This window comes from Variovorax sp. UC122_21 (assembly GCF_044056785.1).
In the GTDB taxonomy this organism is placed as follows: domain Bacteria; phylum Pseudomonadota; class Gammaproteobacteria; order Burkholderiales; family Burkholderiaceae_C; genus Variovorax.
In genome coordinates, this window is record NZ_CP172004.1 from 613,605 (window position 1) to 637,725 (window position 24,121).

The 24,121-nt window shown below is 69.9% G+C and carries 21 protein-coding genes, 5 pseudogenes and 1 riboswitch; of the genes and pseudogenes, 15 read left to right on the top strand and 11 right to left on the bottom strand.

Annotation, left to right across the window (positions count from 1 at the left end):
- Positions 1-81: 81 nt before the first annotated feature.
- Both phaP and ACHMXE_RS15095 read right to left on the bottom strand, forming a co-directional pair.
- Positions 82-588, bottom strand: a complete 507-nt coding sequence (phaP, locus tag ACHMXE_RS15090; protein WP_203202981.1) for a TIGR01841 family phasin — start codon at positions 586-588, stop codon at positions 82-84.
- A 199-nt stretch (positions 589-787) separates the two neighbouring features.
- On the bottom strand, positions 788-1,456 hold the full coding sequence (locus ACHMXE_RS15095; RefSeq protein WP_395350002.1) for a hypothetical protein: 669 nt from the start codon (positions 1,454-1,456) through the stop codon (positions 788-790).
- Positions 1,457-1,606: 150 nt separating this feature from the next.
- A riboswitch (S-adenosyl-L-homocysteine riboswitch) is annotated at positions 1,607-1,675 on the top strand.
- A gap of 70 nt (positions 1,676-1,745) precedes the next feature.
- Here ACHMXE_RS15095 and ahcY point away from each other — a divergent pair.
- The 4 genes and pseudogenes from ahcY to ACHMXE_RS15115 all read left to right on the top strand — a co-directional run bounded on the left by ahcY (position 1,746) and on the right by ACHMXE_RS15115 (position 5,539).
- Positions 1,746-3,185: an adenosylhomocysteinase gene (gene ahcY, locus ACHMXE_RS15100; RefSeq protein WP_093348078.1), complete on the top strand. Its 1,440-nt coding sequence runs from the start codon at positions 1,746-1,748 to the stop codon at positions 3,183-3,185.
- Between the two features lie 9 nt (positions 3,186-3,194).
- Positions 3,195-3,984: pseudogene (locus tag ACHMXE_RS15105) on the top strand (TlyA family RNA methyltransferase).
- Positions 3,985-3,994: 10 nt separating this feature from the next.
- Positions 3,995-4,820 (top strand): annotated as a pseudogene (gene metF, locus ACHMXE_RS15110) (methylenetetrahydrofolate reductase [NAD(P)H]).
- Positions 4,821-4,981: 161 nt separating this feature from the next.
- Positions 4,982-5,539 carry a septal ring lytic transglycosylase RlpA family protein gene (locus ACHMXE_RS15115; protein WP_395352686.1) on the top strand — a complete coding sequence of 186 codons (558 nt, stop codon included), beginning with the start codon at positions 4,982-4,984 and terminating at the stop codon, positions 5,537-5,539.
- A 16-nt stretch (positions 5,540-5,555) separates the two neighbouring features.
- Here ACHMXE_RS15115 and ACHMXE_RS15120 read toward each other — a convergent pair.
- Positions 5,556-6,513, bottom strand: a pseudogene (locus ACHMXE_RS15120) (23S rRNA (adenine(2030)-N(6))-methyltransferase RlmJ).
- A 303-nt stretch (positions 6,514-6,816) separates the two neighbouring features.
- Between ACHMXE_RS15120 and ACHMXE_RS15125 the strand changes: the two are divergent.
- The 6 genes from ACHMXE_RS15125 (at position 6,817) to mdtD (ending at position 11,692) form a co-directional block, all read left to right on the top strand.
- Positions 6,817-7,332 (top strand): hypothetical protein, encoded by a 516-nt coding sequence (locus tag ACHMXE_RS15125; protein ID WP_395350004.1) that lies wholly within the window; start codon positions 6,817-6,819, stop codon positions 7,330-7,332.
- On the top strand, positions 7,329-8,558 hold the full coding sequence (locus tag ACHMXE_RS15130) for a S1C family serine protease (protein WP_395350005.1): 1,230 nt from the start codon (positions 7,329-7,331) through the stop codon (positions 8,556-8,558). Before ACHMXE_RS15125 ends, ACHMXE_RS15130 begins: the two co-directional genes overlap by 4 nt.
- A 202-nt stretch (positions 8,559-8,760) precedes the next feature.
- Positions 8,761-9,189, top strand: coding sequence for a 50S ribosomal protein L13 (gene rplM / locus ACHMXE_RS15135; protein WP_057590758.1), 429 nt, complete (start codon positions 8,761-8,763; stop codon positions 9,187-9,189).
- Between the two features lie 12 nt (positions 9,190-9,201).
- Positions 9,202-9,594 carry a 30S ribosomal protein S9 gene (gene rpsI, locus ACHMXE_RS15140; RefSeq protein WP_093348063.1) on the top strand — a complete coding sequence of 131 codons (393 nt, stop codon included), beginning with the start codon at positions 9,202-9,204 and terminating at the stop codon, positions 9,592-9,594.
- Positions 9,595-9,796: 202 nt separating this feature from the next.
- Positions 9,797-10,162, top strand: a complete 366-nt coding sequence (gene erpA / locus ACHMXE_RS15145; RefSeq protein WP_093348061.1) for an iron-sulfur cluster insertion protein ErpA — start codon at positions 9,797-9,799, stop codon at positions 10,160-10,162.
- A gap of 87 nt (positions 10,163-10,249) precedes the next feature.
- Positions 10,250-11,692, top strand: coding sequence for a multidrug transporter subunit MdtD (gene mdtD, locus ACHMXE_RS15150; protein ID WP_203202974.1), 1,443 nt, complete (start codon positions 10,250-10,252; stop codon positions 11,690-11,692).
- Position 11,693: 1 nt separating this feature from the next.
- On the opposite strand, the gene ACHMXE_RS15155 is transcribed toward mdtD, so the two are convergent.
- Positions 11,694-12,824, bottom strand: a complete 1,131-nt coding sequence (locus ACHMXE_RS15155) for an anhydro-N-acetylmuramic acid kinase (RefSeq protein WP_395350007.1) — start codon at positions 12,822-12,824, stop codon at positions 11,694-11,696.
- Between the two features lie 62 nt (positions 12,825-12,886).
- Complete coding sequence (locus ACHMXE_RS15160; RefSeq protein WP_203202972.1) at positions 12,887-14,236, bottom strand: M23 family metallopeptidase; 1,350 nt, start codon at positions 14,234-14,236, stop codon at positions 12,887-12,889.
- Between the two features lie 157 nt (positions 14,237-14,393).
- Here ACHMXE_RS15160 and tyrS point away from each other — a divergent pair.
- Positions 14,394-15,625 (top strand): annotated as a pseudogene (tyrS, locus tag ACHMXE_RS15165) (tyrosine--tRNA ligase).
- 63 nt (positions 15,626-15,688) lie between these two features.
- Here the strand turns inward: tyrS and ACHMXE_RS15170 are convergent.
- Together ACHMXE_RS15170 and ACHMXE_RS15175 are read right to left on the bottom strand one after the other, a co-directional pair.
- Positions 15,689-16,321 (bottom strand): OmpA family protein, encoded by a 633-nt coding sequence (locus ACHMXE_RS15170; protein ID WP_395350008.1) that lies wholly within the window; start codon positions 16,319-16,321, stop codon positions 15,689-15,691.
- Positions 16,318-16,824 carry a FecR domain-containing protein gene (locus ACHMXE_RS15175; RefSeq protein WP_209543908.1) on the bottom strand — a complete coding sequence of 169 codons (507 nt, stop codon included), beginning with the start codon at positions 16,822-16,824 and terminating at the stop codon, positions 16,318-16,320. Before ACHMXE_RS15175 ends, ACHMXE_RS15170 begins: the two co-directional genes overlap by 4 nt.
- 150 nt (positions 16,825-16,974) lie before the next feature.
- Between ACHMXE_RS15175 and ACHMXE_RS15180 the strand changes: the two genes are divergently transcribed.
- Positions 16,975-17,904, top strand: coding sequence for a cation diffusion facilitator family transporter (locus tag ACHMXE_RS15180; protein ID WP_203202970.1), 930 nt, complete (start codon positions 16,975-16,977; stop codon positions 17,902-17,904).
- Positions 17,901-18,341, top strand: coding sequence for a D-aminoacyl-tRNA deacylase (gene dtd, locus ACHMXE_RS15185; protein WP_203202969.1), 441 nt, complete (start codon positions 17,901-17,903; stop codon positions 18,339-18,341). Before ACHMXE_RS15180 ends, dtd begins: the two co-directional genes overlap by 4 nt.
- 19 nt (positions 18,342-18,360) lie before the next feature.
- On the opposite strand, the gene ACHMXE_RS15190 is transcribed toward dtd, so the two are convergent.
- From ACHMXE_RS15190 to ACHMXE_RS15200, 3 genes and pseudogenes are all read right to left on the bottom strand, one after another.
- Positions 18,361-18,954, bottom strand: coding sequence for a class I SAM-dependent methyltransferase (locus tag ACHMXE_RS15190; protein ID WP_395350010.1), 594 nt, complete (start codon positions 18,952-18,954; stop codon positions 18,361-18,363).
- A gap of 14 nt (positions 18,955-18,968) precedes the next feature.
- A complete protein-coding gene (gene ybeY, locus ACHMXE_RS15195; RefSeq protein ID WP_395352688.1) occupies positions 18,969-19,406 on the bottom strand; it encodes an rRNA maturation RNase YbeY in 438 nt (145 codons plus the stop codon).
- Positions 19,407-19,427: 21 nt separating this feature from the next.
- A pseudogene (locus tag ACHMXE_RS15200) lies at positions 19,428-20,382 on the bottom strand (PhoH family protein).
- 170 nt (positions 20,383-20,552) lie between these two features.
- Between ACHMXE_RS15200 and ruvA the strand changes: the two are divergent.
- Complete coding sequence (gene ruvA, locus ACHMXE_RS15205; protein WP_209543796.1) at positions 20,553-21,125, top strand: Holliday junction branch migration protein RuvA; 573 nt, start codon at positions 20,553-20,555, stop codon at positions 21,123-21,125.
- A 181-nt stretch (positions 21,126-21,306) separates the two neighbouring features.
- Positions 21,307-22,455, top strand: a complete 1,149-nt coding sequence (locus ACHMXE_RS15210; RefSeq protein ID WP_395350011.1) for a helix-turn-helix transcriptional regulator — start codon at positions 21,307-21,309, stop codon at positions 22,453-22,455.
- A gap of 458 nt (positions 22,456-22,913) precedes the next feature.
- Here ACHMXE_RS15210 and ACHMXE_RS15215 read toward each other — a convergent pair whose 3' ends face one another.
- Positions 22,914-24,116: a serine hydrolase domain-containing protein gene (locus ACHMXE_RS15215; RefSeq protein WP_395350012.1), complete on the bottom strand. Its 1,203-nt coding sequence runs from the start codon at positions 24,114-24,116 to the stop codon at positions 22,914-22,916.
- Positions 24,117-24,121: the final 5 nt, after the last annotated feature.

Sequence of the window (24,121 nt, forward strand, 5' to 3'; positions counted from 1 at the left end):
GGAGGACTGGGTCATGGCCGCACACCGAGGTTTGTCGTCGGAAGGCCGCGCCGTGCGCCGGCGCGGCGCCTGGGCCGCGCGCTACTTGCGCTGCAGCATCTTCGTGACCTCGTCGACGTTCGACTGGATGCGCTGGCGCACCACCTCGAAGGCATCGGCCTGCGACTTGGCCGCGAGGTTGGCGAGTTCCTTGATGTCGTCGACCGCGCGCTGGAACGACTGGCGGCCGAGCGCGTCGAGCTTGGCGAGGCTTTCCTTCGGGTCCTTGCCGGGGATGTCCTTGGCGGCCGCCTGCCAGTCGGTGATCGCGCTCTTGATCATCTCGGTCTGGCGCTGCACCACCGTCTGCAGGCCCTGGAACGACTTCTCGTTGGCCTGCATCAGCGCCTGCAGGTCCTTGCGGCCGCTGTCGAGCAGCTTGCTCGCGCCATCGGTCATGTTGAGGTTCTGCAGCCGCTCCGTCATGCCCTTGAGCGGGTTGAGCATGTCGGCCGCGCTGGGCGTCGACTGTCTCGCGGCGCTTCCGCTGCCGCTGGTGCCGGTGCTGGCAGTGGTCTTCTTGGCGGCGGCTTTCTTGGCAGTGGCCATGGTGCGGAATCTCCTGAGGACGTTGGACAAGATGGGGGGCGGGACCGGCAGCGCACGCGCGCGGTCCGCCGCCACGATACGCCGCGGCGACCCTGCCGCGGCGATCGCGGCCGCGGATTTGCCTGGGGGATTTCCCGAAGGGATGGTGTGCGTTGCGGCGCCGGCGATCGATGCGGTGTCGCCGGGTAGCGGCAACGGCTTACATCGGCGGCGTGAAACCGTCGCGGCCGGCCACCACGCGCAGCGCGGTCGGCGTGCCGTTGCGCTCCTGCGCATTGACCAGCACCTTGGCGCCCGGCACCAGCAGCGCCTCGGTGCCGGCGCGGAAGGTCACGACCGGCACGTCGCGCGGCACGATCACGGTCTTCTCGCCGCCCTTGTAGGACAGGCGCAGCTGCTGCCCGCCGTGCACCGAGCGCGGCGCGGCCGCGAGGTCGGCCACGGTGGCGTTGGTCATGGTGCTCTGCGGCTGCAGGTCCCACGGATAGTGGCCCTCGCCGGTGCCGCGCGCGGCCTCGGGGAACACCACCACCTCGAGCGCCTTCTGCGTGCCGTCGGCCTGCGGCATCGCGGCGGTGCCGATGAAGCTGCCCTTTCGGATGTCGGACAGCTTGATGCGATAGACCTCCGACAGCGGCATGTCCGCGGGCCGCGCGAGGCTCACGACCTCGCCGCCGCGGTCCTTGACGACGAGCTTGCTCGCATCGGCGTAGACCAGCGTGCCGCGCACGCGCACCACGGGTTGCGCGGCCTGCGCCTGCTGCGCGAAGGACAGGCCCGGCAAGGTGGCGAGGCCGAGCAGGGCCGCCGTGCAGAGCGCGCGGCGCGCGGTGGACGAAGAGGGGAGGGAAGGGCGGGATGAACGCATCGCAGAGGCTTTCGCGGAAAAAGTAGGCAAGCCGCGTTGTACGCCTCGACTCTGAGCCCTGCATGACGCGGGGTGTTGGCGCGTGCTCGCGTTCCGTGATGTGGGAAGTCCCGGCCGTTGGCGCCCATGTCCGGCACGTCTACAATCCGCCGCTTCCGAGGAGCGTTGCAGCGCCGTCAGGCGTGAGGCTCGGACCCATCGCAACCACGCTCATCCGCTGTTCTCGCGGTGAGTCTTTTCCCCCGATCGCAGTGGCCTCGTTCAAACACAGTTCTGGAGTTCACTTCACATGAGCGCTGTTCTCAAGCCCACCCCTGTTTCGTCCGCCGACCAGGCGATCGCCGACCTCTCGCTGGCCGCCTGGGGCCGCAAGGAAATCCGCATCGCCGAAACCGAGATGCCCGGCCTGATGGCCATCCGCGAGGAATTCGCCAAGAGCCAGCCGCTCAAGGGCGCGCGCATCACCGGTTCGCTGCACATGACGATCCAGACCGCGGTGCTGATCGAGACGCTGCAGGCACTCGGCGCGCAGGTGCGCTGGGCTTCTTGCAACATCTTCTCGACGCAGGACCACGCGGCCGCCGCGATCGCCGCGTCGGGCACGCCGGTGTTCGCGATCAAGGGCGAGTCGCTCAAGGACTACTGGGACTACACCCACGCCATCTTCGACTTCGGTCCCAAGGACTCGAAGGGCGAAGGCCCGAACATGATCCTCGACGACGGCGGCGATGCCACGCTGCTGATGCACCTGGGCCAGCGCGCCGAGAAGGACCTGGGCGTGATCGCCAACCCGGGCAGCGAGGAAGAGCGCATTCTCTTCGCCGCGATCAAGGCCAAGCTGGCCGTCGATGCGACCTGGTACACGCGCAAGTCGGCCGAGATCATCGGCGTGACCGAAGAAACCACCACCGGCGTGCACCGCCTCAACGAGATGAGCGCCAAGGGCACGCTGCTGTTCCGCGCCATCAACGTCAACGACTCGGTCACCAAGAGCAAGTTCGACAACCTCTACGGCTGCCGTGAATCGCTGGTCGACGGCATCAAGCGCGCGACCGACGTGATGATCGCCGGCAAGGTGGCCTGCGTGGCCGGCTACGGCGACGTGGGCAAGGGCTCGGCCCAGGCGCTGCGCGCGCTGTCGGCGCAGGTGTGGGTCACCGAGATCGACCCGATCAACGCCCTGCAGGCCGCGATGGAAGGCTACAAGGTCGTGACCATGGAATACGCCGCCGACAAGGCCGACATCTTCGTGACCACCACCGGCAACAAGGACGTCATCACGCACGACACGATGGCGAAGATGAAGGACCAGGCCATCGTCTGCAACATCGGCCACTTCGACAACGAGATCGACGTCGCGTCGATCGAGAAGTACGAATGGGAAGAGATCAAGCCGCAGGTCGACCACATCACCTTCCCCGACGGCAAGAAGATCATCCTGCTGGCCAAGGGCCGCCTGGTGAACCTGGGCTGCGGCACGGGCCACCCGAGCTTCGTGATGTCCTCGTCGTTCGCGAACCAGACCATCGCCCAGATCGAGCTGTTCACCAAGCCCGACGCCTACCAGGCCGGCAAGGTCTACGTGCTGCCCAAGCACCTCGACGAGAAGGTCGCGCGCCTGCACCTGAAGAAGGTCGGCGCCATGCTCACCGAGCTGACCGACGCCCAGGCCGCCTACATCGGCGTGAGCAAGAACGGCCCCTACAAGCCGGACAGCTACCGCTACTGATCGCCGCGCATGCGAGCCGACCAGTTGCTGGTGGAACGCGGCCTCGCCGCCTCGCGCTCGCAGGCCGTGCGGCTCATCGCCGGCGGCATGCGCTGGCGCGATGCGGGCTCGACCGATGCGTGGCGTGCGGTCGCGAAGAACCGCGACGAGGTGCCCGAGTCGGCCGAGCTCGAGCTCGACGATGCGGCCGAGGCCCGCTATGTCTCGCGCGGCGGGCTCAGAGCTCGAAGGCGCGCTCGAGGCCAGCGGCGTCGATGCCGCCGGCAAGCTGTGCCTCGACGTGGGCCAGTCGACCGGCGGCTTCACCGACTGCCTGCTGCAGCGCGGCGCCGCACGGGTGGTGGGCGTCGACGTCGGCCACGGGCAGCTGCATGCGAAGCTGCGCGAGGACGAGCGCGTGCTCGCCATCGAGGGCGTCAATGCGCGCGCGCTCTCGGCCGACGACCTGCAGGAAGAGGGCGAGGAGCCCTTCGACGAGCGCTTCGACCTGATCGTCGGCGACCTGTCCTTCATCTCGCTCACGCTGGTGCTGCCGGCCGTGGTGCAGTTCCTCGCGGACGACGGCCAGCTGCTGATGCTGGTCAAGCCGCAGTTCGAGCTGCAGCCGGGCCAGGTCGGCAAGGGCGGCATCGTGCGCGACGCGGCGATGTACGAGATCGTCGAGAAGCGCCTGCGCGATGCCTGCGCCGCGCTCGAGCTGCGCGTGCTGCGCTGGTTCGACAGCCCGATCGCCGGCGGCGACGGCAACCGCGAGTTTTTCATTCACGCCGTGCGCGCGACGGGCGCGGGCGGTTCCTAAGGAGACGCAGGTGCGCCTTCCGCTGAGTTTCGAATTCTTCCCGACCAAGACGCCCGAAGGCGCGGTCAAGCTGCGCGCGGCGCGCCAGCAGCTCTATGCGCGCAAGCCCGAGTTCTGCTCGGTCACCTACGGCGCGGGCGGCTCCACCCACCAGGGCACCTTCGGCGCGGTGCAGGAGATCCTGTCCGAGGGCGTGGACGCGGCCAGCCATTTCTCGTGCATCGGCGCCACGCGCGAGACGGTGCGCGCGCAGCTCGCCGAGCTCAAGGCCATGGGCGTGAAGCGCCTTGTCGCGCTGCGCGGCGACCTGCCCAGCGGCTACGGCGCCGGCGGCGAGTTCCAGTACGCGAGCGACCTCGTGGCCTTCATCCGCGCGGAGACCGGCCGCGACTTCCACATCGAGGTGGCCTGCTATCCCGAGGTGCATCCGCAGGCGCGTTCGCCCGAGGCCGACCTGCAGGCCTTCGCGGCCAAGGTGAAGGCCGGCGCCGATTCGGCGATCACGCAGTACTTCTTCAGCGCCGACGCCTACTTCCGCTTCGTCGACGAGGCGCGCGCGCTCGGCATCGACACGCCGATCGTGCCCGGCATCATGCCGATCACCAGTTCGACGCAGCTGATGCGCTTCTCGGACGCCTGCCGGCGCCGAGATCCCGCGCTGGATCCGGCTGCGGCTGCAGGCCTTCGGCGACGACACGGCCTCGATCAAGGCCTTCGGCCTCGACGTCGTGACCGACCTGTGCGCGCGGCTGCGCGAGGGCGGCGTGCCGGCGCTGCACTTCTACACGATGAACCAGTCGGCGGCCACGCTGGCTGTCCTGGAGCGCCTGGATTGAGAGGGGCGGCGCGGGCGCCTGGCTCGCTGCGCGGGGCGCTTCGCGCCGCGCTCGTGGCCTGCACCTGCGCGCTCGCGGGCTGCGCCATGCCGCCGGCCACCGAGGGCGGCGCGGCGCCCGGCGCCGTGGCGCAGGAGAGCCTGTCGCCGATCCCGCGCCAGATGACCGTGCCGCCCGGTGCCGAGCCGCGTTCGAACGTGCCTTCGGTGCGCTACGACCTCGCCGTGACCGGGCCCGACGAACTGCCCGCCGACGGCCTGCCGGGCGACGAACCGCGCGGCGAGGTGTTCGAGCGCGGCGGCGCCTCGTGGTACGGCATCCAGTTTCACCAGCGCCGCACCGCCAGCGGCGAGCGTTTCGACATGGGCGCCCTGACGGCCGCCCACAAGACCCTGCCCTTCAACACTCGCGTGTGCGTGCGCAGCCTCGTCAACGGCAAGGAAGTGCTGGTGCGCGTGAACGACCGCGGCCCCTACACGCAGGGCCGCGTGATCGACCTGAGCCGCGCCGCGGCCGACCGCATCGGGCTCGCGAGCCTGGGCATCAAGCAGGTGGCGCTGACCGTCATCGACCGCGAGGGCATGCGCTGCGACGGCGAGGTGGCGGCGCCGGGCGAGACCGACACGCCCTCGCTCGACGTGGCGCCGCTGCGGCCGCAGGCCCAGCCCGCGGCGGCCCGCAAGGCGCCGGTGCGCCGCGCGCCGGTACGGCGGCGCTGAGCGCGCGCCGCGCGGATCAGCCCGCGGCTTCGACCGTGAAGCCCGCGTTGCGGTCCTGCCCCAGCTTCTGCACCAGCTGCGGCAGCGCCGCCTCGAGCAGCGGCTTCAAGGTATAGGGCGGGTTGATCAGGAACATGCCGCTGGCCGGCAGGCCCGGGCGGCGCGTTTCGCCGCTGGGCGCGGTCGTGATCTTGCTCGACTTGACCGTCAGCGTGACGTTGAGCGAGGACTTGCCGGCCTTGGTCGCCATGGTCTTGAGCCGGCGCGGCAGGTCGTGCGCCTCGGGCCGCGGAATGATCGGATACCAGACCGCATAGGTGCCGGTGGCGAAGCGCTTGAGCGCCTCGGCCATGAAGTCGAGCACCCGGCCGTAGTCGGTCTTGAGCTCGTAGCTCGGGTCCATCAGCACCAGCGCGCGCCGCGAAGGCGGTGGCAGGAATTTGGTGGCGCTACCGAAGCCGTCCTCGTGCAGCACAGCGATCTGGCGGCCGGCCTCGAGCTGCGCGATGTTGGCCGTGAGCGTGCGGCTGTCGGTGGGGATGCAGCTCGAACAGCTTGAGCCGGTCGTGGTCGCGCAGCAGGTGCTGCACGATGAACGGCGAGCCCGGGTAGACGCGGGCGCCGCCCTTGGCATTGAAGTCGTGGATCACCTCGAGGTAGCGCGCGAGCGCGTCGGCCAGCGGGGCCTCGGCCTCCTTGGCCGCCTTCTTGGCGGCGGCCGTCGTCGCGGGGGCGGGTGCCGGGGCCGGCGCGGCCTTGGGGTCGGCGACCAGGCGCAGCACGCCCTCGGCGGCCTCGCCGCTGGTGCCCGCGTAATCGCCATCGAGCCGGTACAGGCCGGCGCCCGCGTGGGTGTCGACCACCGTCAGGGCGGTCTCCTTTTCGAGCATGTGATCGAGCGTGGCGATCAGCACCAGGTGCTTGAGCACGTCGGCGTGATTGCCGGCATGGAAGGCGTGGCGGTAGCTGAACATGAGAAGAAGTACCTAAAAGGTGGAGGCATGCATCCGGCGAGATCGCTAGACTCGCGCGCCGGAAACATTAATTAACAAGAAAGAGGGCGCAAATGCGTGGAGCAGGGTGGAGATTCTGGGGCCTGTGCGTGGGTGCGGGCGTTTTGTCCATTTTGACGGGGTGTGCGTCGGTGACGCACGGCACCCAGCAGAGCGTGAAGATCGAGACGCTGACGGAGGCCGGCAAGACCGTCGAGGGCGCCCAATGCACGCTCACGAACGACCGCAACGGCATCGTGATGCGCTCGGGCGAAAGCGTTCTCGGTGCGCCGTTCGGGCGCGCTGCTGAACATCGAATGCACGCAGCCGGGCCTGGCGCCGGCCACGGGGCAGGCGATTTCGCGCGTCAACACCGGCATGGTCGGCAACATCCTGATCGGCGGCGTGCTGGGCGCGGCCATCGATTCGGGCACCGGCGCCGGCTTCAACTACCCGAGCTGGATGCAGCTGGTGTTCGGCGAGGTGCGCAGCTTCGACCGCAGCGGCCAGACCGGCGACCAGCCGCTGGCGGGCATCCGCATCGGCGAGACCCGGCTGGCGGCGCCCTCCCTCGTGCCGCCACCGCCGCCGGCCGTCGCGGTGACGCCGCCCCCGGTCGCGCCCACGCCCGCGCCGACGCCGCCGGTGGCCGAGCAGAAGCCCGCCGCGCCGCCGCCCGTCGCCATCGCGCCGCCCCCCGTTGCGCCCGCGGCCCCCGTCGTGCCGCCAGCGGCGCCGCGCGCCGTCGGCGCGCGCGTCTCGATGGACGACCTCGGCGCGCTGCTTCCCGCCAAGCCATGAGGACTCGCGTTCTCTGGCTGGCGGCGCTGCTGGTCGCCGGCCCCGCCGCGGCGCTCGAGCCCGACGCGCTGTTCGCCAAGGTGTCGGGCAGCGTCTGGGCCATCCGCACCTTCGACGCCCAGTCCCGGCCGCTCAGCGCCGGCAGCGCGGTCGTGATCGCGCCCGGCCGGCTGGTGACCAACTGCCATGTGCTGGCCAAGGCCAGCAGCTTCGTCGTGCGCCAGGAGAACGTGGCCTACGGCGCCACCCTCGAGTACCCCGACCCGCAGCGCGACCTGTGCCAGGTCAAGGTGGCGAACTTCACCGCGCCGCCGGTGGCGCTGGCGCCCGCGGGCAGCGCGCGCGTGGGCCAGCGCGTCTACGCCATCGGCAATCCGCGCGGCCTCGAGAACACCCTCAGCGACGGCATCCTGTCGGGCCTGCGCGGCGAAGAGGGCGAGCGCCTGCTGCAGACCACCGCGGCCATCGCGCCCGGCTCGAGCGGCGGCGGACTGTTCGACAGCGAAGGCCGGCTGCTGGGCATCACGACCTTCGCCGCCAGGGATGGCGGCAGCCTGAATTTCGCGGTGCCGGCGGAATGGCTGGCCGAACTGCCGGCGCGCGCGAAGACCGCGCTGGAAGCACGCGCCGGCGGCGCCGACGGCAACGGCAATGGCCGCGGCGCGCCCGCGGCGGGCCGTCCGGGCGCGCCACGGCTCGGCGAGGTGTTCGAATACGCGCTGATCGATGGCCTCACGGGCGTGCGGACGCCGGTGCGCTACCGGGTCGACCGGATCGAGGGCGAGAACGTCTATTACAACCAGGGCGGGCGGGTCGAGAAGGCCGATGGCCAGCTGGTGTCGGCGACCTCGCCGGCCGGCGGGCTGTTCGACGCGGCCGCGCCGCCCGGCGGCTGGACCCGGCCCGCGATGACGCCGGGCATGCGCTGGCGCAGCGAGTACACCTCGGCCTCCAGCGGGGAGACGGTGCGCTACGCGCTCGATGCCGCGGTGATCGGCACGAGCCGCCTGACCGTCGACGGCGAGGCGCTGAGCGTGCAGCAGATTGCCTACGACGGCTGGATGTTCGCGCTCGTGGGCACCGGGCCCGCGCAGGCGCTGCCCTTCAAGGCGACGGTCTCCTACGCGCCCGACCTGGCCCGGGTGGTCCGTTTCGAGGCCGAATACCGCCGCGTCTTCCTCGGCATGACGCGCGAGACGCTGGAGCTGGTGCGGGTCTGGCGCTGAGCCCGCAGCGGGCGTTTCAGGGGCTCGAGGGGCGGCGATCCGGAAAATTGCCCGCCAACCCCGATTCTTCGTATAATCGCGGGCTTCGCAGCGTTTTTGTGGCCCCGCGGCGAAGTACTTCCACCACCTAAGAGATTCCCACCAGAGGAAAACCGACCGTGGAAAAGGGCCCGCCAAACCCTCTTACGAAAAGAGAAATCTCATGACCACGTTCAGCGCAAAACCCGCTGACGTGAAGCACGAGTGGTTTGTGATTGACGCGACCGACAAGGTCCTCGGACGGGTAGCCAGCGAAGTTGCCCTCCGTCTGCGCGGCAAGCACAAGGCCATTTATACGCCTCACGTCGATACCGGTGACTTCATCGTCATCATCAACGCAGCCCAGCTGCGCGTCACCGGCGCCAAGTCCATCGACAAGGTGTACTACCGTCACTCGGGTTACCCGGGCGGCATCACGGCGACGAACTTCCGCGACATGCAGTCGAAGCACCCCGGCCGCGCGCTGGAAAAGGCCGTCAAGGGCATGCTGCCCAAGGGCCCGCTCGGCTACGCCATGATCAAGAAACTCAAGGTGTACGGTGGTGCAGAGCATCCGCACACCGCCCAACAGCCCAAAGTGCTGGAACTGTAAGGAGCCTTGAGAATGATTGGTGAATGGAACAACGGCACCGGCCGTCGCAAATCCAGCGTCGCTCGCGTGTTCCTGAAGAAGGGCACCGGCAAGATCACGGTCAACGGCAAGGACATCCAAGCGTTCTTCGGCCGCGAGACCTCGATCATGATCGCCAAGCAACCGCTGGCGCTGACGAACAACCTCGAAGCCTTCGACGTCATGGTGAACGTGCACGGCGGCGGCGAATCGGGTCAGGCCGGCGCAACCCGCCACGGCATCACCCGTGCGCTGATCGACTACGACGCGAGCCTCAAGCCGGTGCTGAGCCAGGCCGGCTTCGTCACCCGCGACGCGCGTGAAGTCGAACGTAAGAAGGTCGGTCTGCACTCCGCACGCCGCCGCAAGCAGTTCTCGAAGCGCTGATCTCCAGCCTTCGCCTGCCGAGAAAACCGCCTTCGGGCGGTTTTTTTCATGGGCATCGCCGCCCGATCGGCCTTGCCGCCGTGTGGTTGCGACCCCACTTGCATTGGGTGCACCGCCCGCGGCCCCGGCTCCAAAGCCCGCATTGCAGTAGCATTCCCTCCCTTGGCCGCATGTTCCGGCCCCTCTCCAGGAGTTTCCCCTCATGAGCGCCCTTGCCGAAAACATCCAGACCCAGATGCCCGAACCGATCGTCTTCACCGACAGCGCGGCCGCCAAGGTGGCCGACCTGATCGCCGAAGAAGGCAATCCCGACCTCAAGCTGCGCGTGTTCGTCCAGGGTGGCGGCTGCTCGGGCTTCCAGTACGGCTTCACCTTCGACGAGATCACCAACGAAGACGACACGACCATGACCAAGAACGGCGTGTCGCTGCTGATCGATGCCATGAGCTACCAGTACCTGGTCGGCGCCGAGATCGACTACAAGGAAGACCTGCAGGGCGCCCAGTTCGTGATCAAGAACCCGAACGCCACCAGCACCTGCGGCTGCGGCTCCAGCTTCTCGGCCTGATCCACCGATGGTGCCTGCCCGCGGCGCACCATCCCCCCACGAAGCCGCCTCCGGGCGGCTTTTTGCTTTGCGCCTCCCTCCCCGCCCATGCCGCCCGACACCGCCGTAGCCAACACCGCCGTCGCCCCCGCCCGCAAGAGCCTGCTGTGGCTCGTGGCGGTGGGCTTCTTCATGCAGACGCTGGACGCCACCATCATCAACACGGCGCTGCCGGCGATGGCGGCCAGCCTCGGCGAGAGCCCGCTGCGCATGCAGTCGGTGGTGGTGGCCTATGCGCTGACCATGGCGATGCTGATCCCGGCCTCGGGCTGGATCGCCGACCGCTTCGGCACCCGGCGCGTGTTCTTCGCGGCCATCGTGCTGTTCGGGCTGGGCTCGGTGCTGTGCGCGCTCTCGCACGGACTGGGCCAGCTGGTGGCCGCGCGCGTGGTGCAGGGCCTCGGCGGCGCGCTGCTGCTGCCGGTGGGGCGGCTGGCGCTGCTGCGCACCGTGCCGCGCGGCGAGTTCCTGCAGGCGATGAGCTTCGTGGCCATTCCCGGCCTGATCGGCCCGCTGCTCGGGCCCACGCTGGGCGGCTGGCTGGTGCAGTACGCCTCGTGGCACTGGATCTTCCTGATCAACGTGCCGGTGGGCCTGGCCGGCTGCATCGCCACCCTGCGCTTCATGCCCGACCTGCGCGGCGCCGCGCTGCGGCGCTTCGACGCCGTGGGCTACGGCCTGCTGGCCTTCGGCATGGTGGCGATCTCGCTCTCGCTCGACGGCGTGGCCGAACTCGGCCTGCGCCAGGGCGGCGTGATGGTGGTGCTGATCTTCGGTTTCGCGAGCGTGGTGGCCTACTGGCTGCGCGCGGCACGCACGCCCGACCCGCTGTTCGCGCCCTCGCTGTTCAAGGTGCCGACGCTGAGCATCGGCCTGCTCGGCAACCTGTTTTCGCGCTTGGGCAGCAGTTGCATGCCCTTCCTGGTGCCGCTGCTGCTGCAGGTGTCGATGGGCTATTCGCCGGTGCGCGCGGGCCTGATGATGCTGCCGGTGGCGCTGGCCGGCATGGCGATGAAGCGCTTCGCCACGCCGCTGATCACGCGCCACGGCTATCGCAAGGTGCTGGTGGTCAATACGGCGCTGGTGGGGCTCGCGATGGCCAGCTTCGGCCTCACGGCGCCGGGCCAGCCCTTCGCGCTCCACGTGCTGCAGCTGCTGTTCTTCGGCGCGGTCAATTCGCTGCAGTTCACCGCGATGAACACCATCACCCTCAAGGACCTCGACGGCAGTATGGCCAGCAGCGGCAACAGCCTGCTGTCGATGGTGCAGATGCTCGCGATGAGCATGGGCGTGGCCGCCGCGGGCGCTGTGCTCGCGGGCTACAACGGCATCTTCGGCACCGACACGGCGGTGCGCACGCTCGATGCCTTCCAGGCCACCTTCGCCAGCATGGGCCTGATCACGGTGGCTTCGGCGCTCATCTTCTGGCATTTGCCGGCGGAAGTGCGGGCCTCGCGGCCCGCGCAGCCCGAGGTCTCGGGCCAGGGCTGAGTCAGGCCGGGTAGATCGCGCCCAGCACGCGTGCGCCGCGGGCGCCGGTCACGCTGGCGAGGTTGCCGCTCTCGCGCCGCACCGTGGCGCGCGCCAGCCAGGCGAAGGCGGCCGCCTCCACCTGCTGCGGCGGCAGGCCGCGTTCGTTCGAGGCCACCACGGCGATGCCCGGCAGCAGCGCGCGCAGCCGCGACAGCAGGTGGCCGTTGAGCGCGCCGCCGCCGCAGACGATCAGCAGCTTGCTCTCTTTTCCGTAGCGCAGCAGGTCGGCGGCGCAGGTGCTGGCCGTCAGCTCGGCGAGCGTCGCCTGCACGTCGACCGGGGCGTCGCCCGCGCCGGTGCCCACGTGCGCCGCCAGCCATTCGGGATTGAACAGGTCGCGCCCGGTGCTCTTGGGCGGCGCCTTGGCGAAGAAGGGCTCGCCCTGCAGCCGCGCGAGCAGCTCGGGCAGCACCGTGCCGCTCGCGGCCCACTGGCCGTCGAGGTCGAAGGGCTGGCCGTGGTAGCGCTGGCACCAGTGGTCCATCAGCGCGTTGCCGGGGCCGCAGTCGAAGCCCAGCACCACCGCGCCCTCGGGCGCGTCGCTGGCCGGCAGCAAGCTCAGGTTCGAGATGCCGCCGAGGTTTAGCACCGCGATCGGCTCGCCGGGCCCGGCGAACAGCGCCCGGTGGAAGGCCGGCACCAGCGGCGCGCCCTGGCCGCCGGCCGCGAGGTCGCGGCTGCGGAAGTCGGCCACCACGTCGATGCCGCAGAGCTCGGCCAGCAGCGACGGGTTGTTGAGCTGCAGCGTGTAGCCGACCTCGTCGAATTCGCCGGGCCGGTGGCGCACGGTCTGGCCATGCACGCCGACGGCACGGACCGCGCCGGGTTCGAGTCCGGCATCGGCCAGCAGTTGCTCGACCACGCCCGCGTAGACGCGCGCCAGCCCGTTGCCGGCGAGCGCCGCGCGGTGCAGTTCGTTGTCGCCCGGGGTGTTGAGGGCCATCAGTTCGCCGCGCAGGCCGACCGGGAAGGGGGCGGTGGCGTAGCCGGTGACCGAGATCCCGCCGTCGGAGAAGTCGGCGAGCACGCCGTCCACGCCATCGAGCGAGGTGCCCGACATCAGTCCGATGTAGAGATCGCCGGTGGCCATGGGGCTGGGGGAGCTGCCGGATGTTCCGGCGCTTCTATATTATGAGAGGAGGGGCGCGGCGCTCAGTCCGCGCTGGCCTGCACCACCGAGAACGCGGCGGCCAGTTCGTTGCGCGCGCCGACGGCGATGCGCTCGAAGGCCGGGCGCATCGCGGCGGTGATCGGGGCGCCGCCTTCCTGGGCGATCGAGGTCGGGTTCTGGTAGACGCCGTTGACCCGGAATTCGAAGTGCAGGTGCGGGCCGGTGGCCCAGCCCGTGGAGCCCACGGCGCCGACGGTCTGGCCCTGGCTCACGCTCTGGCCGGCCTTGACGTCGATGCGGCTCAGGTGCGCATAGGCCGTCTGCTGGTTGTTGCGGTGGTTGATGATGACGATGTTGCCGTAGCCGTTCTGCGTGCCGGCGAAATCGACCGTGCCGTCGCCGACCGTGCGCACGGCGGTGCCGGTGGGCGCCGCGTAGTCGATGCCGTTGTGCTGGCGCCAGCTGTTGAGGATCGGATGCATGCGCATCGCGAAGCCGCTCGACACGCGCGTGAATTCCACCGGCGTCGCCAGATAGGCCTTGCGCAGGCTGTCGCCGTTCGGGCGGTAGTAGCTGCCCTTCTGGCCCGCGCCCGGCGGCTGGAACCACACGGCCTGGTGGATCTTGCCGTTGTTCTCGAACTCGGCCGAGAGCACGCGGCCGCTGCGCAGCGCCTGGCCGTCGGCCTCGAAGGTCTCGTAGACCACGGCGAAGCGGTCGCCCTTGCGCAGCTGGCGCACGTCGACGTCGCCCGCGAAGATGTCGGCCAGCTGGCTGGCGACGCCATCGGGGATGCGCGCCTCGTCGGTGGCGGCGAACAGCGAGCTGCGGATGGTGCCGCTGGCCAGGCGGGCGCCCGGCGTGAGGGTGTCGCGCTCGGTCAGGGCCACGAAGCCCACGGGCGTGCGTTCGACCACGAAGCGCTTGAAGCCGCCGTCGCCGTCGGGAATCCAGCGCGCGCTGAGCTTCTTGAGCTGGTTGTCCTGGGTGGCCTCGGCGGTCACGGTGCGGCCGGCGCGCGCGAACAGCGCGGTGCGGGCCTCGCCGCTGCCGCGCACGAACGCGCTGGCGGCCGGGTCGGAGATGCCCAGGCGCTTGAGCAGCGCCTCGGCGGTGTCGCTCGAGCGGGTGACGTCGGTGCGGAACAGCGTGAAGCTGAAGTCCTCGAGCGACGTGGCCTGTTCGGCGAACGACAGGGGGGCGGAGGTGGCTTCGAGCACCTGATGGACCGGGAGGTCCGAGGCGTCGGGTCCGAGCGAAGCCACGGCGAGGGTTCCGGCGCTCAGCAGCGCCGCCGCGATGATCGCGGTGATCTGCTTGGGGTAGGTCCGGAACGTATAGGCCACGCGAGAAGCGAGAAGCTCCTCGGCGGCAAGAATGCCGTTGATCAAACTTTGAATTCCAGCTCAGGTTTCTGCAGATCCGTCGGCAAAGCCCAGAGCGGTCAGGGCGGCGGGACGGTGCGGAAAAAGCGCCGCTTAGAATCCGGCGCTTGAAAAGTCGGGCGAGTATAGCTTCCGCACTCCAAAAGTCAGCCAAAAAAAGCCCATGAACGCCGAATCTGTTACATCCGTGGCCCTTTCAAATAGTGTAGGACGCGCGCTCGAAATCTCCCTCCGGGGGCTGACGAACTGCTCCCCCAGGACGAATGGGTGCGCAAGCTGCAGCGCTCCGAGGCCACCGGCACCCCGCTGCGCATCAAGCTCGGCCTCGACCCGACCGCGCCCGACATCCACATCGGCCACACGGTGGTGCTCAACAAGATGCGCCAGCTCCAGGACCTGGGGCACCGCGTGATCTTCCTGATCGGCGACTTCACCACCACCATCGGCGACCCCTCGGGCCGCAACAGCACGCGTCCGCCGCTCACGCGCGAGCAGATCGAGGCCAATGCCCAGACCTACTACAAGCAGGCCAGCCTGGTGCTCGATCCCGAGAAGACCGAGATCCGCTACAACTCCGAGTGGAGCGACCCGCTGGGCGCGCGCGGCATGATCCAGCTGGCCGCCAAGTACACGGTGGCGCGGATGATGGAGCGCGACGACTTCAACAAGCGCTTCAAGGCCGGCCAGTCGATCTCGGTGCACGAGTTCCTTTACCCGCTGATGCAGGGCTACGACTCGGTGGCGCTCAAGAGCGACCTCGAGCTCGGCGGCACCGACCAGAAGTTCAACCTCCTCGTGGGCCGGCATCTGCAGCAGGAATACGGACAGGAACCGCAGTGCATACTCACTATGCCGCTGCTGGAAGGGCTCGATGGCGTCGAGAAGATGTCCAAGAGCAAGAACAACTACATCGGCATCAGCGAAGACGCCAACACCATGTACGCCAAGGTGCTGTCGATCTCCGACGACCTGATGTGGCGCTGGTACACGCTGCTGAGCTTCCGTTCGCTCGAGGAGATCGCCGCGCTCAAGGCCGAGATCGAGGGCGGGCGCAATCCGAAGGACGCCAAGGTCGCGCTCGCCAAGGAGATCACGGCGCGCTTCCACAGCCCGGCGGCGGCCGAGGCGGCCGAGCAGGATTTCATCAACCGCAGCAAGGGCGGCGTGCCCGAAGAGATTCCCGAAGTGAGCCTGGCCGGCGCCCCGCTGGGCATCGGCCAGCTGCTCAAGCAGGCCAACCTCGCGGCCTCGTCCGGCGAGGGCAACCGGCTGATCGACGGCGGCGGCGTGCGCATCGACGGCGCGGTGGTCAGCGACAAGGGGCTCAAGCTGCCGGCCGGCAGCTACGTGGTGCAGGTCGGCAAGCGCAAGTTCGCGCGCGTGACGCTGTCCTGAACCGGGCGCTCCAGAAGCAAAAAGGCCGGGGCGATCCCAGCCTTTTTATCTGGCGAGCGCGTTTCAGCGCACCTCGATCGTCACGCGCCGGTTGCGCGGCTCGTCGACCTCGTCGGCCGTCGGCACCGCCAGTTCGCGTTCGCCGCGGCCCGCGGCCTCGATGCGGTTGGCCGGAAAACGGCGCTCGATGAAGAGCTGCGCCACTTCCTGCGCGCGGCGGCGCGAGAGCACGTCGTTGTTCTGCAGCGTGCCCTTGGTGTCGGTGTGGCCGACCACCACGATGTCGCCGCCGGGGCGTGTCTGGGCGGCGGTCAGCGCCTCTTCCATGATCTTCTGCGAGGCGGCGGTCAGCGTGATGGTGCCGAGCTCGAAGTACACCGTGTAGCGCTGCGAGGGCGGCGGGCGCATCTCGAACAGCGGCTTGTTCTCGGCCTGCACCTTGGCCGCGTCGGCGGCATCGACCACCGGCGCGCCTGAGGCGCCCTTCCTGGCCGTGGCGCGCTGGTAAGGCTGCGACAGCACCTCCTCGCCATCCTTGGCGCGCACCACCACCGCCGAGGCGGAGCCGTCGGCCTGCGGCAGCAGCACCACGCGGGTGGCGGGCGAGGAACAGGCCGCGAGCAGCGCGACCAGCAGCGCGGCACCGAGGAAGCGCAGGCGGGAAGAAAGGAGGGAACTGGAACCGGAACACATCATGGCTGGCCGTCGGTCTGGACGATGAAGTCGGTGCCGCGGATGCCGATGGTTGCCGTCTGGGTCTCGACGCGCACCGCGTCGGGGTTGGTCTTGCCGATCAGGCCGGTGATCATGCGCATCGAGCCGCGCAGCAGCGAGACGAGCAGCCCGCCCTCGTGGGTGGTGGCGTCGAAGTGGAACTGCTTGAGGTCGAGCCGCGAGGACGGGCCGACCACCAGCGTGGTGTCGTCGCGCAGCACGACCGAGGCTGAAGAATCGGGGCCGGTCACGATCCGGTCGACCGAGGCCAGCGCGTCGCCGGGCACGGCGTTGCGCGCGGTGGCGGCGGCGCTCAGCAGCTTGACGTCGCCGCGCACCGACTTCACGAAGCCGGCCTGGCGCTCGGGGGCGGCGGTTGCGGTTGCGGTTGCCGCGGGCGTGCCCGGGGCGGTCTGCGCCTGCGAGATCGCCGCGGCGCCGAACAGCGCGCAGCCCAGCAGGGGCAGTAGGAATTTCTTGTGCATCATCAGGTTTTCCGCGAACTGTTTCGGGGCGGACACAATTATTAATGCCAAGGCGTTACACCTGGACACGAACATGATAATTCGGTGCCTATCTGCGGCCTTTTACCGTTTTTCCTGTCGCTTGTCGCCGTCAACGCCCCCCGGGCACGCATGAACCTCACACCCAAGACACTGCTGCGGGCCTCCATCGCGGTGGCCCTGGTCACGATTGTGCTCAAGGGCCTCGCGGGCTACATCACCCATTCGATGGGCCTGATCTCGGACGCCATGGAGTCGTTCGTGAACCTGGCCAGCGCCACCTTCGCGCTGGCCATGGTGACGATCGCCGAACGCCCGGCCGACGAGGGCCATCCCTACGGCCACCACAAGGCCGAGTACTTCTCCTCGGGCTTCGAGGGCATCCTGATCGTGGGCGCGGCCGTCGCGATCTTCTGGGTCTCGGTGCAGCGGCTGCTGGCGCCGCAGCCGCTCGAGCAGCTCGGCTGGGGCCTCGCGCTGTCGATCGTCAGCTCGGGCCTGAACGCCGGGCTCGCGTGGCTGCTGTTCCGCGCCGCCCGGGCCCGCCGCTCGATCGCGCTCGAGGCCGACGCGCGCCACCTGATGGCCGACGTCTGGACCTCGGCCGCGGTGCTGGTGGGCATCGTCGCGGTGCACTTCACGGGCTGGCTCTGGCTCGACCCGCTGCTGGCCATCGGCGTGGCGCTCAACATCGCGCGCGAGGGCGTGAAGCTGGTCTGGCGTTCCTCGCAGGGCCTGATGGACGAGGCGCTCGAGCCCGAGACCCAGGCGCTGCTGCGCGCCACGCTCGAGCGCTTCGCCGCCGGCGTGCCCGAGGGCGGCCGGCTGCGCTTCGACGACATCTTCACGCGCAGCGCCGGCCAGCGCCGCTTCGCCGACCTGCACATGCACGTGCCCGGCGACTGGACCCTGCAGCGCGCCGCCGCCCTGCGCGATGCGCTCGAGCAGGCCCTGATGGACGCCGTGCCCGGCCTGCGCGTGACCATCCAGCTGCTGCCGCTGGGCATGGAAGCCCGCGCCACCCAGCTTCCGCCAGACAACCCCGAGGAATCCCATCCATGAAAGCAGTGCTCCAGCGCGTGGCGCAGGCACGCGTCGACATCGCGGGCCGCACCGTCGGCGAGATCGGCGCCGGCCTGCTCGTGCTGCTGTGCGCCGAGCGCGGCGACAGCGACGCCGCGGCCGACCGCATGCTCGCCAAGATGCTCAAGCTGCGCATCTTTTCCGACGAGGCCGGCAAGATGAACCGCAGCGTGCAGGACATCGGCGGCGGCCTGCTGGTGGTGAGCCAGTTCACGCTCGCGGCCGACGTGAGCGGCGGCAACCGCCCGAGCTTCACGCTCGCGGCGCCGCCCGACGAAGGCCGCCGGCTCTACGACCATTTCGTCGCGAAGGCGCGCGCCGCGCATCCGGTGGTGGCCACGGGCGAGTTCGGCGCCGACATGCAGGTGCACCTGCTCAACGACGGGCCGGTCACGATTCCGCTGCAGATGAGCTGAGGGCCGCGCCGCCCCGGGTTCAGTCGCGCCGCAGCAGCGCTTCCCACGCCACCTTCGGGTGCTCGTAGCGGTCGATGCTCAGTTCCTCGAGCTGCGCGATGCGCCAGCCGCGCGCGAACAGCCGCTGCACCGTGGCGCGCTCGAAGAAGCGCTTGGGAGCGCCGTCGACCAGATAGAGGTTGTCCTCGTCCGGGCGCCCCGGGCCGCGGCCGCCGTAGTGCCGGTCGTTGACCGAGTTGAGCCGGCACAGCAGCACGCCGCTGGGCCGCAGCACCGCGTGGATGCGCTCGACCAGTTCCAGCGTCTGCGCCCATTCGAAGTAGTGCAGCGACAGGCTCGCGAGCACGACGCCGATGCGCTGCCCCTTGGCCAGCGGAAAGGGCGCGCGGAAATCCTGGTGGTGCACGCGCACGCCCGCCAGGCGCCGCTCGCGCGCGGCATCCGCAGCTTGCGCCGACAGCTCGATCGCCTCCACGCGCAGCCCCGCGGCCGCCAGCGTGGCGCTGTCGCGGCCGTCGCCGCAGCCCAGTTCGAGCACCGGATCGGCGCCCGCGCATTCGGCCAGCAGCGGCAGCCAGCGCACGAGCCACGGGTCGGTGCCATCCACGCCCATCGGTGCGCGCCGTCTCAGCGGTTGTAGGGATCGCGGATGCCCAGCCCCGCGAGGATCTCGATCTCGCGCGCTTCCATCGCCTCGGCGTCTTCTTCGCCGGTCTCGTGGTCCCAGCCCTGCGCATGCAGCGTGCCGTGCACCAGCAGGTGCGCGTAGTGCGCGGCCAGCGTCTTGCGCTGCTCCTTCGCCTCGCGCGCCACCACCGGCGCGCACAGCACCAGGTCGGCCATGACAAGCGGCGCCTGCGCATAGTCGAAGGTCAGCACGTTGGTCGCGTAGTCCTTGCCGCGGAATTCGCGGTTCAGCTGCTGGCCCTCGTCGGCATCGACGATGCGCACCGTGATCTCGGCGTCGGCATCGAGCGCATGGCGGATCCAGCGCGTCACGCCGTGGCGCGGCAGCGCGGCGCGGTGCCGTTCCACGCCCTTGAAGCGTCCGAACTGCAGCGACAGGGTAGTGCGGCCAGGGCCATCTCAGTGCCCGCCCGCGCCGGCGCGCTTGCGCTGGCCGTCGTAGGCGTCGACGATGCGCGCCACCAGCGGATGGCGCACCACGTCGGCGCTCGTGAAGTGCGTGATCGCGATGCCGTTCACGCGCCGCAGCACGCGCTCGGCGTCGATCAGGCCGCTGAGTTGCTGCTTGGGCAGGTCGATCTGGCTCACGTCGCCCGTCACCACCGCCTTGGCGCCGAAGCCGATGCGCGTGAGGAACATCTTCATCTGCTCGGGCGTGGTGTTCTGTGCCTCGTCGAGGATCACGAAGGCGTTGTTGAGCGTGCGCCCGCGCATGAAGGCCAGCGGCGCGATCTCCAGCGCGTTGCGCTCGAAGGCCTTCTGCACCTTCTCGAAGCCCATCAGGTCGTAGAGCGCGTCATACAGCGGCCGCAGGTAGGGGTCGACCTTCTGCGTCAGGTCGCCCGGCAGGAAGCCCAGGCGTTCGCCGGCCTCGACCGCCGGGCGCGTGAGCACGATGCGCTGCACCGCGCTGCGCTCGAGCGCATCGACCGCGCAGGCCACCGCGAGGTAGGTCTTGCCGGTGCCGGCCGGGCCGATGCCGAAGGTGATGTCATGCTTGGCGATATTGTCGAGGTACAGGCCCTGCGTGGGCGTGCGCGCGCGCAGGTCGGCGCGACGGGTGGCGAGCGTGATCGCGCTGTCGACGTCCTCGTCCATCGAGCCGTCGCCGGCCAGCGTGAGCTGCACCACCGCCGCGTCGATCGGGCGCTGGGGCGATCTCGTAGAGCGCCTGCAGCACGTCCATCGCGCGCTGCGCATTGACCTTGGGGCCGTCGATCTTGAACTGCTCGTGGCGGTGCGCGATCTTCACCGCGAGCGCCTCCTCGATGCGGCGCAGGTGGGCGTCGAGCGGGCCGCACAGGTGGCCCAGGCGCGTGTTGTTGGGCGGAGCGAAGGTGTGTCGCAGAATCACGCGGTTTCCATTTCCATCTTTGTTGGTAGCCCATGCAAGACCGGCCCTGCTCGAAAAAACACGATTCAGCGCGGGAAACACCGCGGAACCGGCTTTGCCGGGCCGCTGGTGTTGCCCCCCTCGAGGGGGGAGGCGGCTACACGAAGTGAGCAAGCAACGGGGGTGGGCCAATGATAGGCAAACTCACCGGGATCCTGGCCGAACGCAATCCGCCGCAGGTCGTGATCGACTGCAACGGTGTCGGCTACGAGGTCGACGTGCCGATGAGCACCTTCTACAACCTGCCCGGCGTCGGCGCCAAGGTCTCGCTGCTCACGCACTTCATCGTGCGCGAGGACGCGCAGATCCTCTACGGCTTCGGCAGCGCCGAGGAACGCGCCGCCTTCCGCCAGCTCATCAAGATCTCGGGCGTGGGTCCGCGCACCGCGCTGGGCGTGCTCTCTGGCATGAGCGTGGGCGAGCTGTCGCAGGCCGTCACCCTGCAGGAGGCCGGTCGGCTGGTGAAGGTGCCCGGCATCGGCAAGAAGATCGCCGAGCGCCTCTTGCTCGAGCTCAAGGGCAAGCTCGGCGCCGACATCGGCCTGCCCGCGCACATCGCCTCCGATGCCCAGGCCGACATCCTGCAGGCGCTGGTCGCGCTGGGCTACAGCGACAAGGAAGCGGCCGCCGCGCTCAAGGCACTGCCGAAGGACGTGAGCGTGAGCGACGGCATCAAGCTGGCGCTGAAGGCGCTGGCGAAGTAGACAACGCGGTCGGACATGCCCCACCGCGACTGCTGCGCCACGCGCAAGGCAGGCGCGATCCCTCGCCAAAAGTGAATACCTTTGGCATAGACTGCTCACCGAGAAAAAGGGCGCAGCCCATCCGGTGGTACCCGCCAGGCCGGGCCCCCGGAAAACCGGAGCACGAGGAGCGGGGTGCCACATGTCTTTCGAGAATCTCGAACAGGGGCTGCTGACGGCGATCGACCATGTGCACGGGGCCGCCATCGGCGAGATGAGCTGGAGCCTGGCCCTGGAGGCCGTCTGCGATGTCCTCGGTGCGCGGGCCGCGGACCTCAACATGTTCGATGCCGACACCCTCGACTATCTGGCCTTCCACCCGGCGCGCGTCGATCCCTTCGTGCTGACCTACATCGCCGACTACATGAGCGATGTCACCCACGAGAACCCGCGCGTCGCGCAGCTCTACCTGCCGATGGCGGAAGGCCGCATCGTGGCCGACAGCGACGTCTGGACGACGCGCGAGCTCGGCCGCATGCCCTTCTTCGCGGACTTCCTGCAGCCCTGGGGCACCTTCGATTCCCTCAACACCTGGGTCCGGCGCGGCAGCGACGGGTCGCCGCTGATCGCGCTGGCGGTCCACTACCGCAAGCAGGACTGCCCACCGCAGGCCGAGCATCGGCGCAGGCTGGCCATGCTGCTGCCGCACATCCGGCGCGCCTGCGCCACCGCGGAAAGGCTGAACGAAGCGCTGCTGCGGGTCGCGGGGCTGGAGCAGGCGATCGAGCGTGCGCGCGAGCCGATCGTCCTGCTGAGCGAAGGCGCGCGAATGCTGCATGCGAGCGGCGCGGCGCGGGCCTTGCTGCAGCGGGAGCGGGGGCTTTTCCTCGGGCCCGACGAGACGCTGCGTTTTCGGAGCACGGCACACCAGGACGCCTTGCGCGCCGCGCTGCGGCGATGCCGCCCTGGCGCCACCGCGTTGCAGGATGCCCATGCCTCGCCGTCGGCCCGAATCGTGATTCCGCAGGCCGGCGGCGCCCCGCTGGTGCTCACGGTCCAGCCGCTGCCCGGCACGCGGCGCCATCACTCGGCCGCCGTGGCCGCGCTGTTCATCCACGCGCCGCAGCAAGTCGGCGCCCACGAGGTCGGCGCGCTGCGTGAGGCCTACGGCTTGACGCCCGCCGAGATCCAGGTCGTGTGCGGCCTCGTGAACGGCACCTCCCTGAAGAAGCTGGCGCAGCAGCGCGAGATCTCCTACGAAACCGTCCGCTCGCAGCTGCGCCAGATCTTCGCGAAGACCGGCACCCACCGGCAGTCCGCGCTGGTCGGCCTGGTGCGTGGCGTTCGCTAGCCAGCGCGCGGGCCAGCCGTCAGGCGCACCGTCCCCTGTAGCCCGCTCCGGCCTCGTAGCGCCACCGGCCCTTGCCGCGGTGCGCGGTCGAGCAGGCCCACCACTGGACCCGGCCGTTGAGGATGTTGCCCTCGCCGCGTCCCGGGCTCAGCGTGCTCAGCCCGCCATTGGGGCAGCGGAAGGCTTCCGAGCTGTCGAAGAAGTTCTTCGTCTGGCGGCGGGTTCTCGACGCAGAAGCCGACGTCGACCGGAAAGCTGCATCGGTTGACGAGCGTCCGGTTCTGGACGCTCACGCAGTGGCTGTCGTTCTCGCTGGCGAACGCTCCCGCGCAAGCGCCGAGAAGGGTGGCGCAGGCGAGCGAAGCGCGCAGGGCGCGCGGTCTGCCGAGGATGGTCATGTCCGTCTCCTTCATGCCGAGGGTTCGACGGACGCATCGTGACCATGCCTCGCGGCAGGATCATCCCCCGTTTGGAGTACGCGGCGGCCGCGCTTCCTGACCGCGCAACGCCGCCACCAGCGCGCCCAGCAGCGCATGCGTCTCGACCAGGCTCGGCCCGTGCACCGGCTGCGGCCAGGCGCTGTGGATCGCGACCACGAGCCCTTCCTTCGGATGGATGTAGAGCTGCTGCCCGAAGATGCCGAGCGCGGCGAACAGGCCGCCGTCGAGTTCGGGCAGCGCCTGCGCGCCGAGCGGGAAGGTCCACCACTGGTAGCCGTATCCCATCGGCTCGTAGCCCTCGAGCGTGCCGGGTGCGAGCCGCTGCGCGGGGTCGGCGCGCGTGGCGTCGCGCAGCCAGCCCTCGGGCAGCACGCGCTGTCCGCCGGCCATGCCGCCGCCGAGGATGAACAGGCCGAAGCGGCCGAAGTCGCGCAGGGTCGCGTTGACGCCGCTGCCCGCGAACTCCTGGCCGCCCGGCGCATCGAGCTGCCAATAGGCATCGGCCTCCATGCCGAAGGGCGCCCAGATCCTGCGCGACAGGTAGTCGCCGATCGGCTCGCGCAGCGCGCCGGCCAGGATCCTGCCGACCAGGTAGGTCTCGCCGGTGCTGTAGTTGAAGCGCGTGCCGGCCGGCGCCACGCGCGGCAGCGTGGCCATGAAGGCGAGCACCGCGCCCGCGTCCCGGTCGAGCTGCGCGCGCAGCATGCGGCGGCGGTCGGAGGCCGGGTCGAGGTAGTCCTCGTTCCAGGCCACGCCCGAGCTCATCTGCAGCACCTGCCGCAGCGTGACGCCGTCGTAGGCCGAACCGCGCAGCGCGGGCACGTAGGCGACCACGGCGTCGTCCAGGCTCGCGATCAGGCCGTCGTGCAGCGCCGCGCCCACGAGCGTGGAGGCGATCGACTTCGCGACCGAGAACGACATCCAGCGCGTGGCCGCGTCGTTGCCCATCGCGTAGCGCTCGAGCACCACGCGGCCGTCCTTGATCGCCAGCAGGCCCGCCGTGCGATTGCGCGCCATGAAGTCGCCGATGCCGAACTCCGCGTCGCCCGCGCGGTAGCGCACGTCGACCGCGCGGCCCGCGGGCAGCGGATGGACCTGCGCGCCGCGCCGGATCGTGCGCGTCGCATAGAGCCGGTCCATGTGGCGGTAGGTGGGCGCCTGCAGCTCGGGCGCCAGCGTCATCAGGTCCTCGAGCCGGCCGATGGCCTCGGTGTCCGCCATGCAGC

What these genes read in the sequence shown, in the direction of transcription:
- ahcY (WP_093348078.1), top strand. Translation starts at nt 1,746, where the DNA reads ATGAGCGCTGTTCTCAAGCCCACCCCTGTTTCGTCCGCCGACCAGGCG.
- dtd (WP_203202969.1), top strand. Translation starts at nt 17,901, where the DNA reads ATGAAAGCAGTGCTCCAGCGCGTGGCGCAGGCACGCGTCGACATCGCG.
- ACHMXE_RS15130 (WP_395350005.1), top strand. Translation starts at nt 7,329, where the DNA reads ATGAGGACTCGCGTTCTCTGGCTGGCGGCGCTGCTGGTCGCCGGCCCC.
- ACHMXE_RS15155 (WP_395350007.1), bottom strand. Translation starts at nt 12,824, where the DNA reads ATGGCCACCGGCGATCTCTACATCGGACTGATGTCGGGCACCTCGCTC.
- ACHMXE_RS15210 (WP_395350011.1), top strand. Translation starts at nt 21,307, where the DNA reads ATGTCTTTCGAGAATCTCGAACAGGGGCTGCTGACGGCGATCGACCAT.
- ruvA (WP_209543796.1), top strand. Translation starts at nt 20,553, where the DNA reads ATGATAGGCAAACTCACCGGGATCCTGGCCGAACGCAATCCGCCGCAG.
- ACHMXE_RS15095 (WP_395350002.1), bottom strand. Translation starts at nt 1,456, where the DNA reads ATGCGTTCATCCCGCCCTTCCCTCCCCTCTTCGTCCACCGCGCGCCGC.
- rplM (WP_057590758.1), top strand. Translation starts at nt 8,761, where the DNA reads ATGACCACGTTCAGCGCAAAACCCGCTGACGTGAAGCACGAGTGGTTT.
- ACHMXE_RS15215 (WP_395350012.1), bottom strand. Translation starts at nt 24,116, where the DNA reads ATGGCGGACACCGAGGCCATCGGCCGGCTCGAGGACCTGATGACGCTG.
- phaP (WP_203202981.1), bottom strand. Translation starts at nt 588, where the DNA reads ATGGCCACTGCCAAGAAAGCCGCCGCCAAGAAGACCACTGCCAGCACC.
- ACHMXE_RS15190 (WP_395350010.1), bottom strand. Translation starts at nt 18,954, where the DNA reads ATGGGCGTGGATGGCACCGACCCGTGGCTCGTGCGCTGGCTGCCGCTG.
- ACHMXE_RS15115 (WP_395352686.1), top strand. Translation starts at nt 4,982, where the DNA reads ATGACCGTGCCGCCCGGTGCCGAGCCGCGTTCGAACGTGCCTTCGGTG.
- ACHMXE_RS15170 (WP_395350008.1), bottom strand. Translation starts at nt 16,321, where the DNA reads ATGATGTGTTCCGGTTCCAGTTCCCTCCTTTCTTCCCGCCTGCGCTTC.
- erpA (WP_093348061.1), top strand. Translation starts at nt 9,797, where the DNA reads ATGAGCGCCCTTGCCGAAAACATCCAGACCCAGATGCCCGAACCGATC.
- ACHMXE_RS15175 (WP_209543908.1), bottom strand. Translation starts at nt 16,824, where the DNA reads ATGCACAAGAAATTCCTACTGCCCCTGCTGGGCTGCGCGCTGTTCGGC.
- mdtD (WP_203202974.1), top strand. Translation starts at nt 10,250, where the DNA reads ATGCCGCCCGACACCGCCGTAGCCAACACCGCCGTCGCCCCCGCCCGC.
- rpsI (WP_093348063.1), top strand. Translation starts at nt 9,202, where the DNA reads ATGATTGGTGAATGGAACAACGGCACCGGCCGTCGCAAATCCAGCGTC.
- ACHMXE_RS15180 (WP_203202970.1), top strand. Translation starts at nt 16,975, where the DNA reads ATGAACCTCACACCCAAGACACTGCTGCGGGCCTCCATCGCGGTGGCC.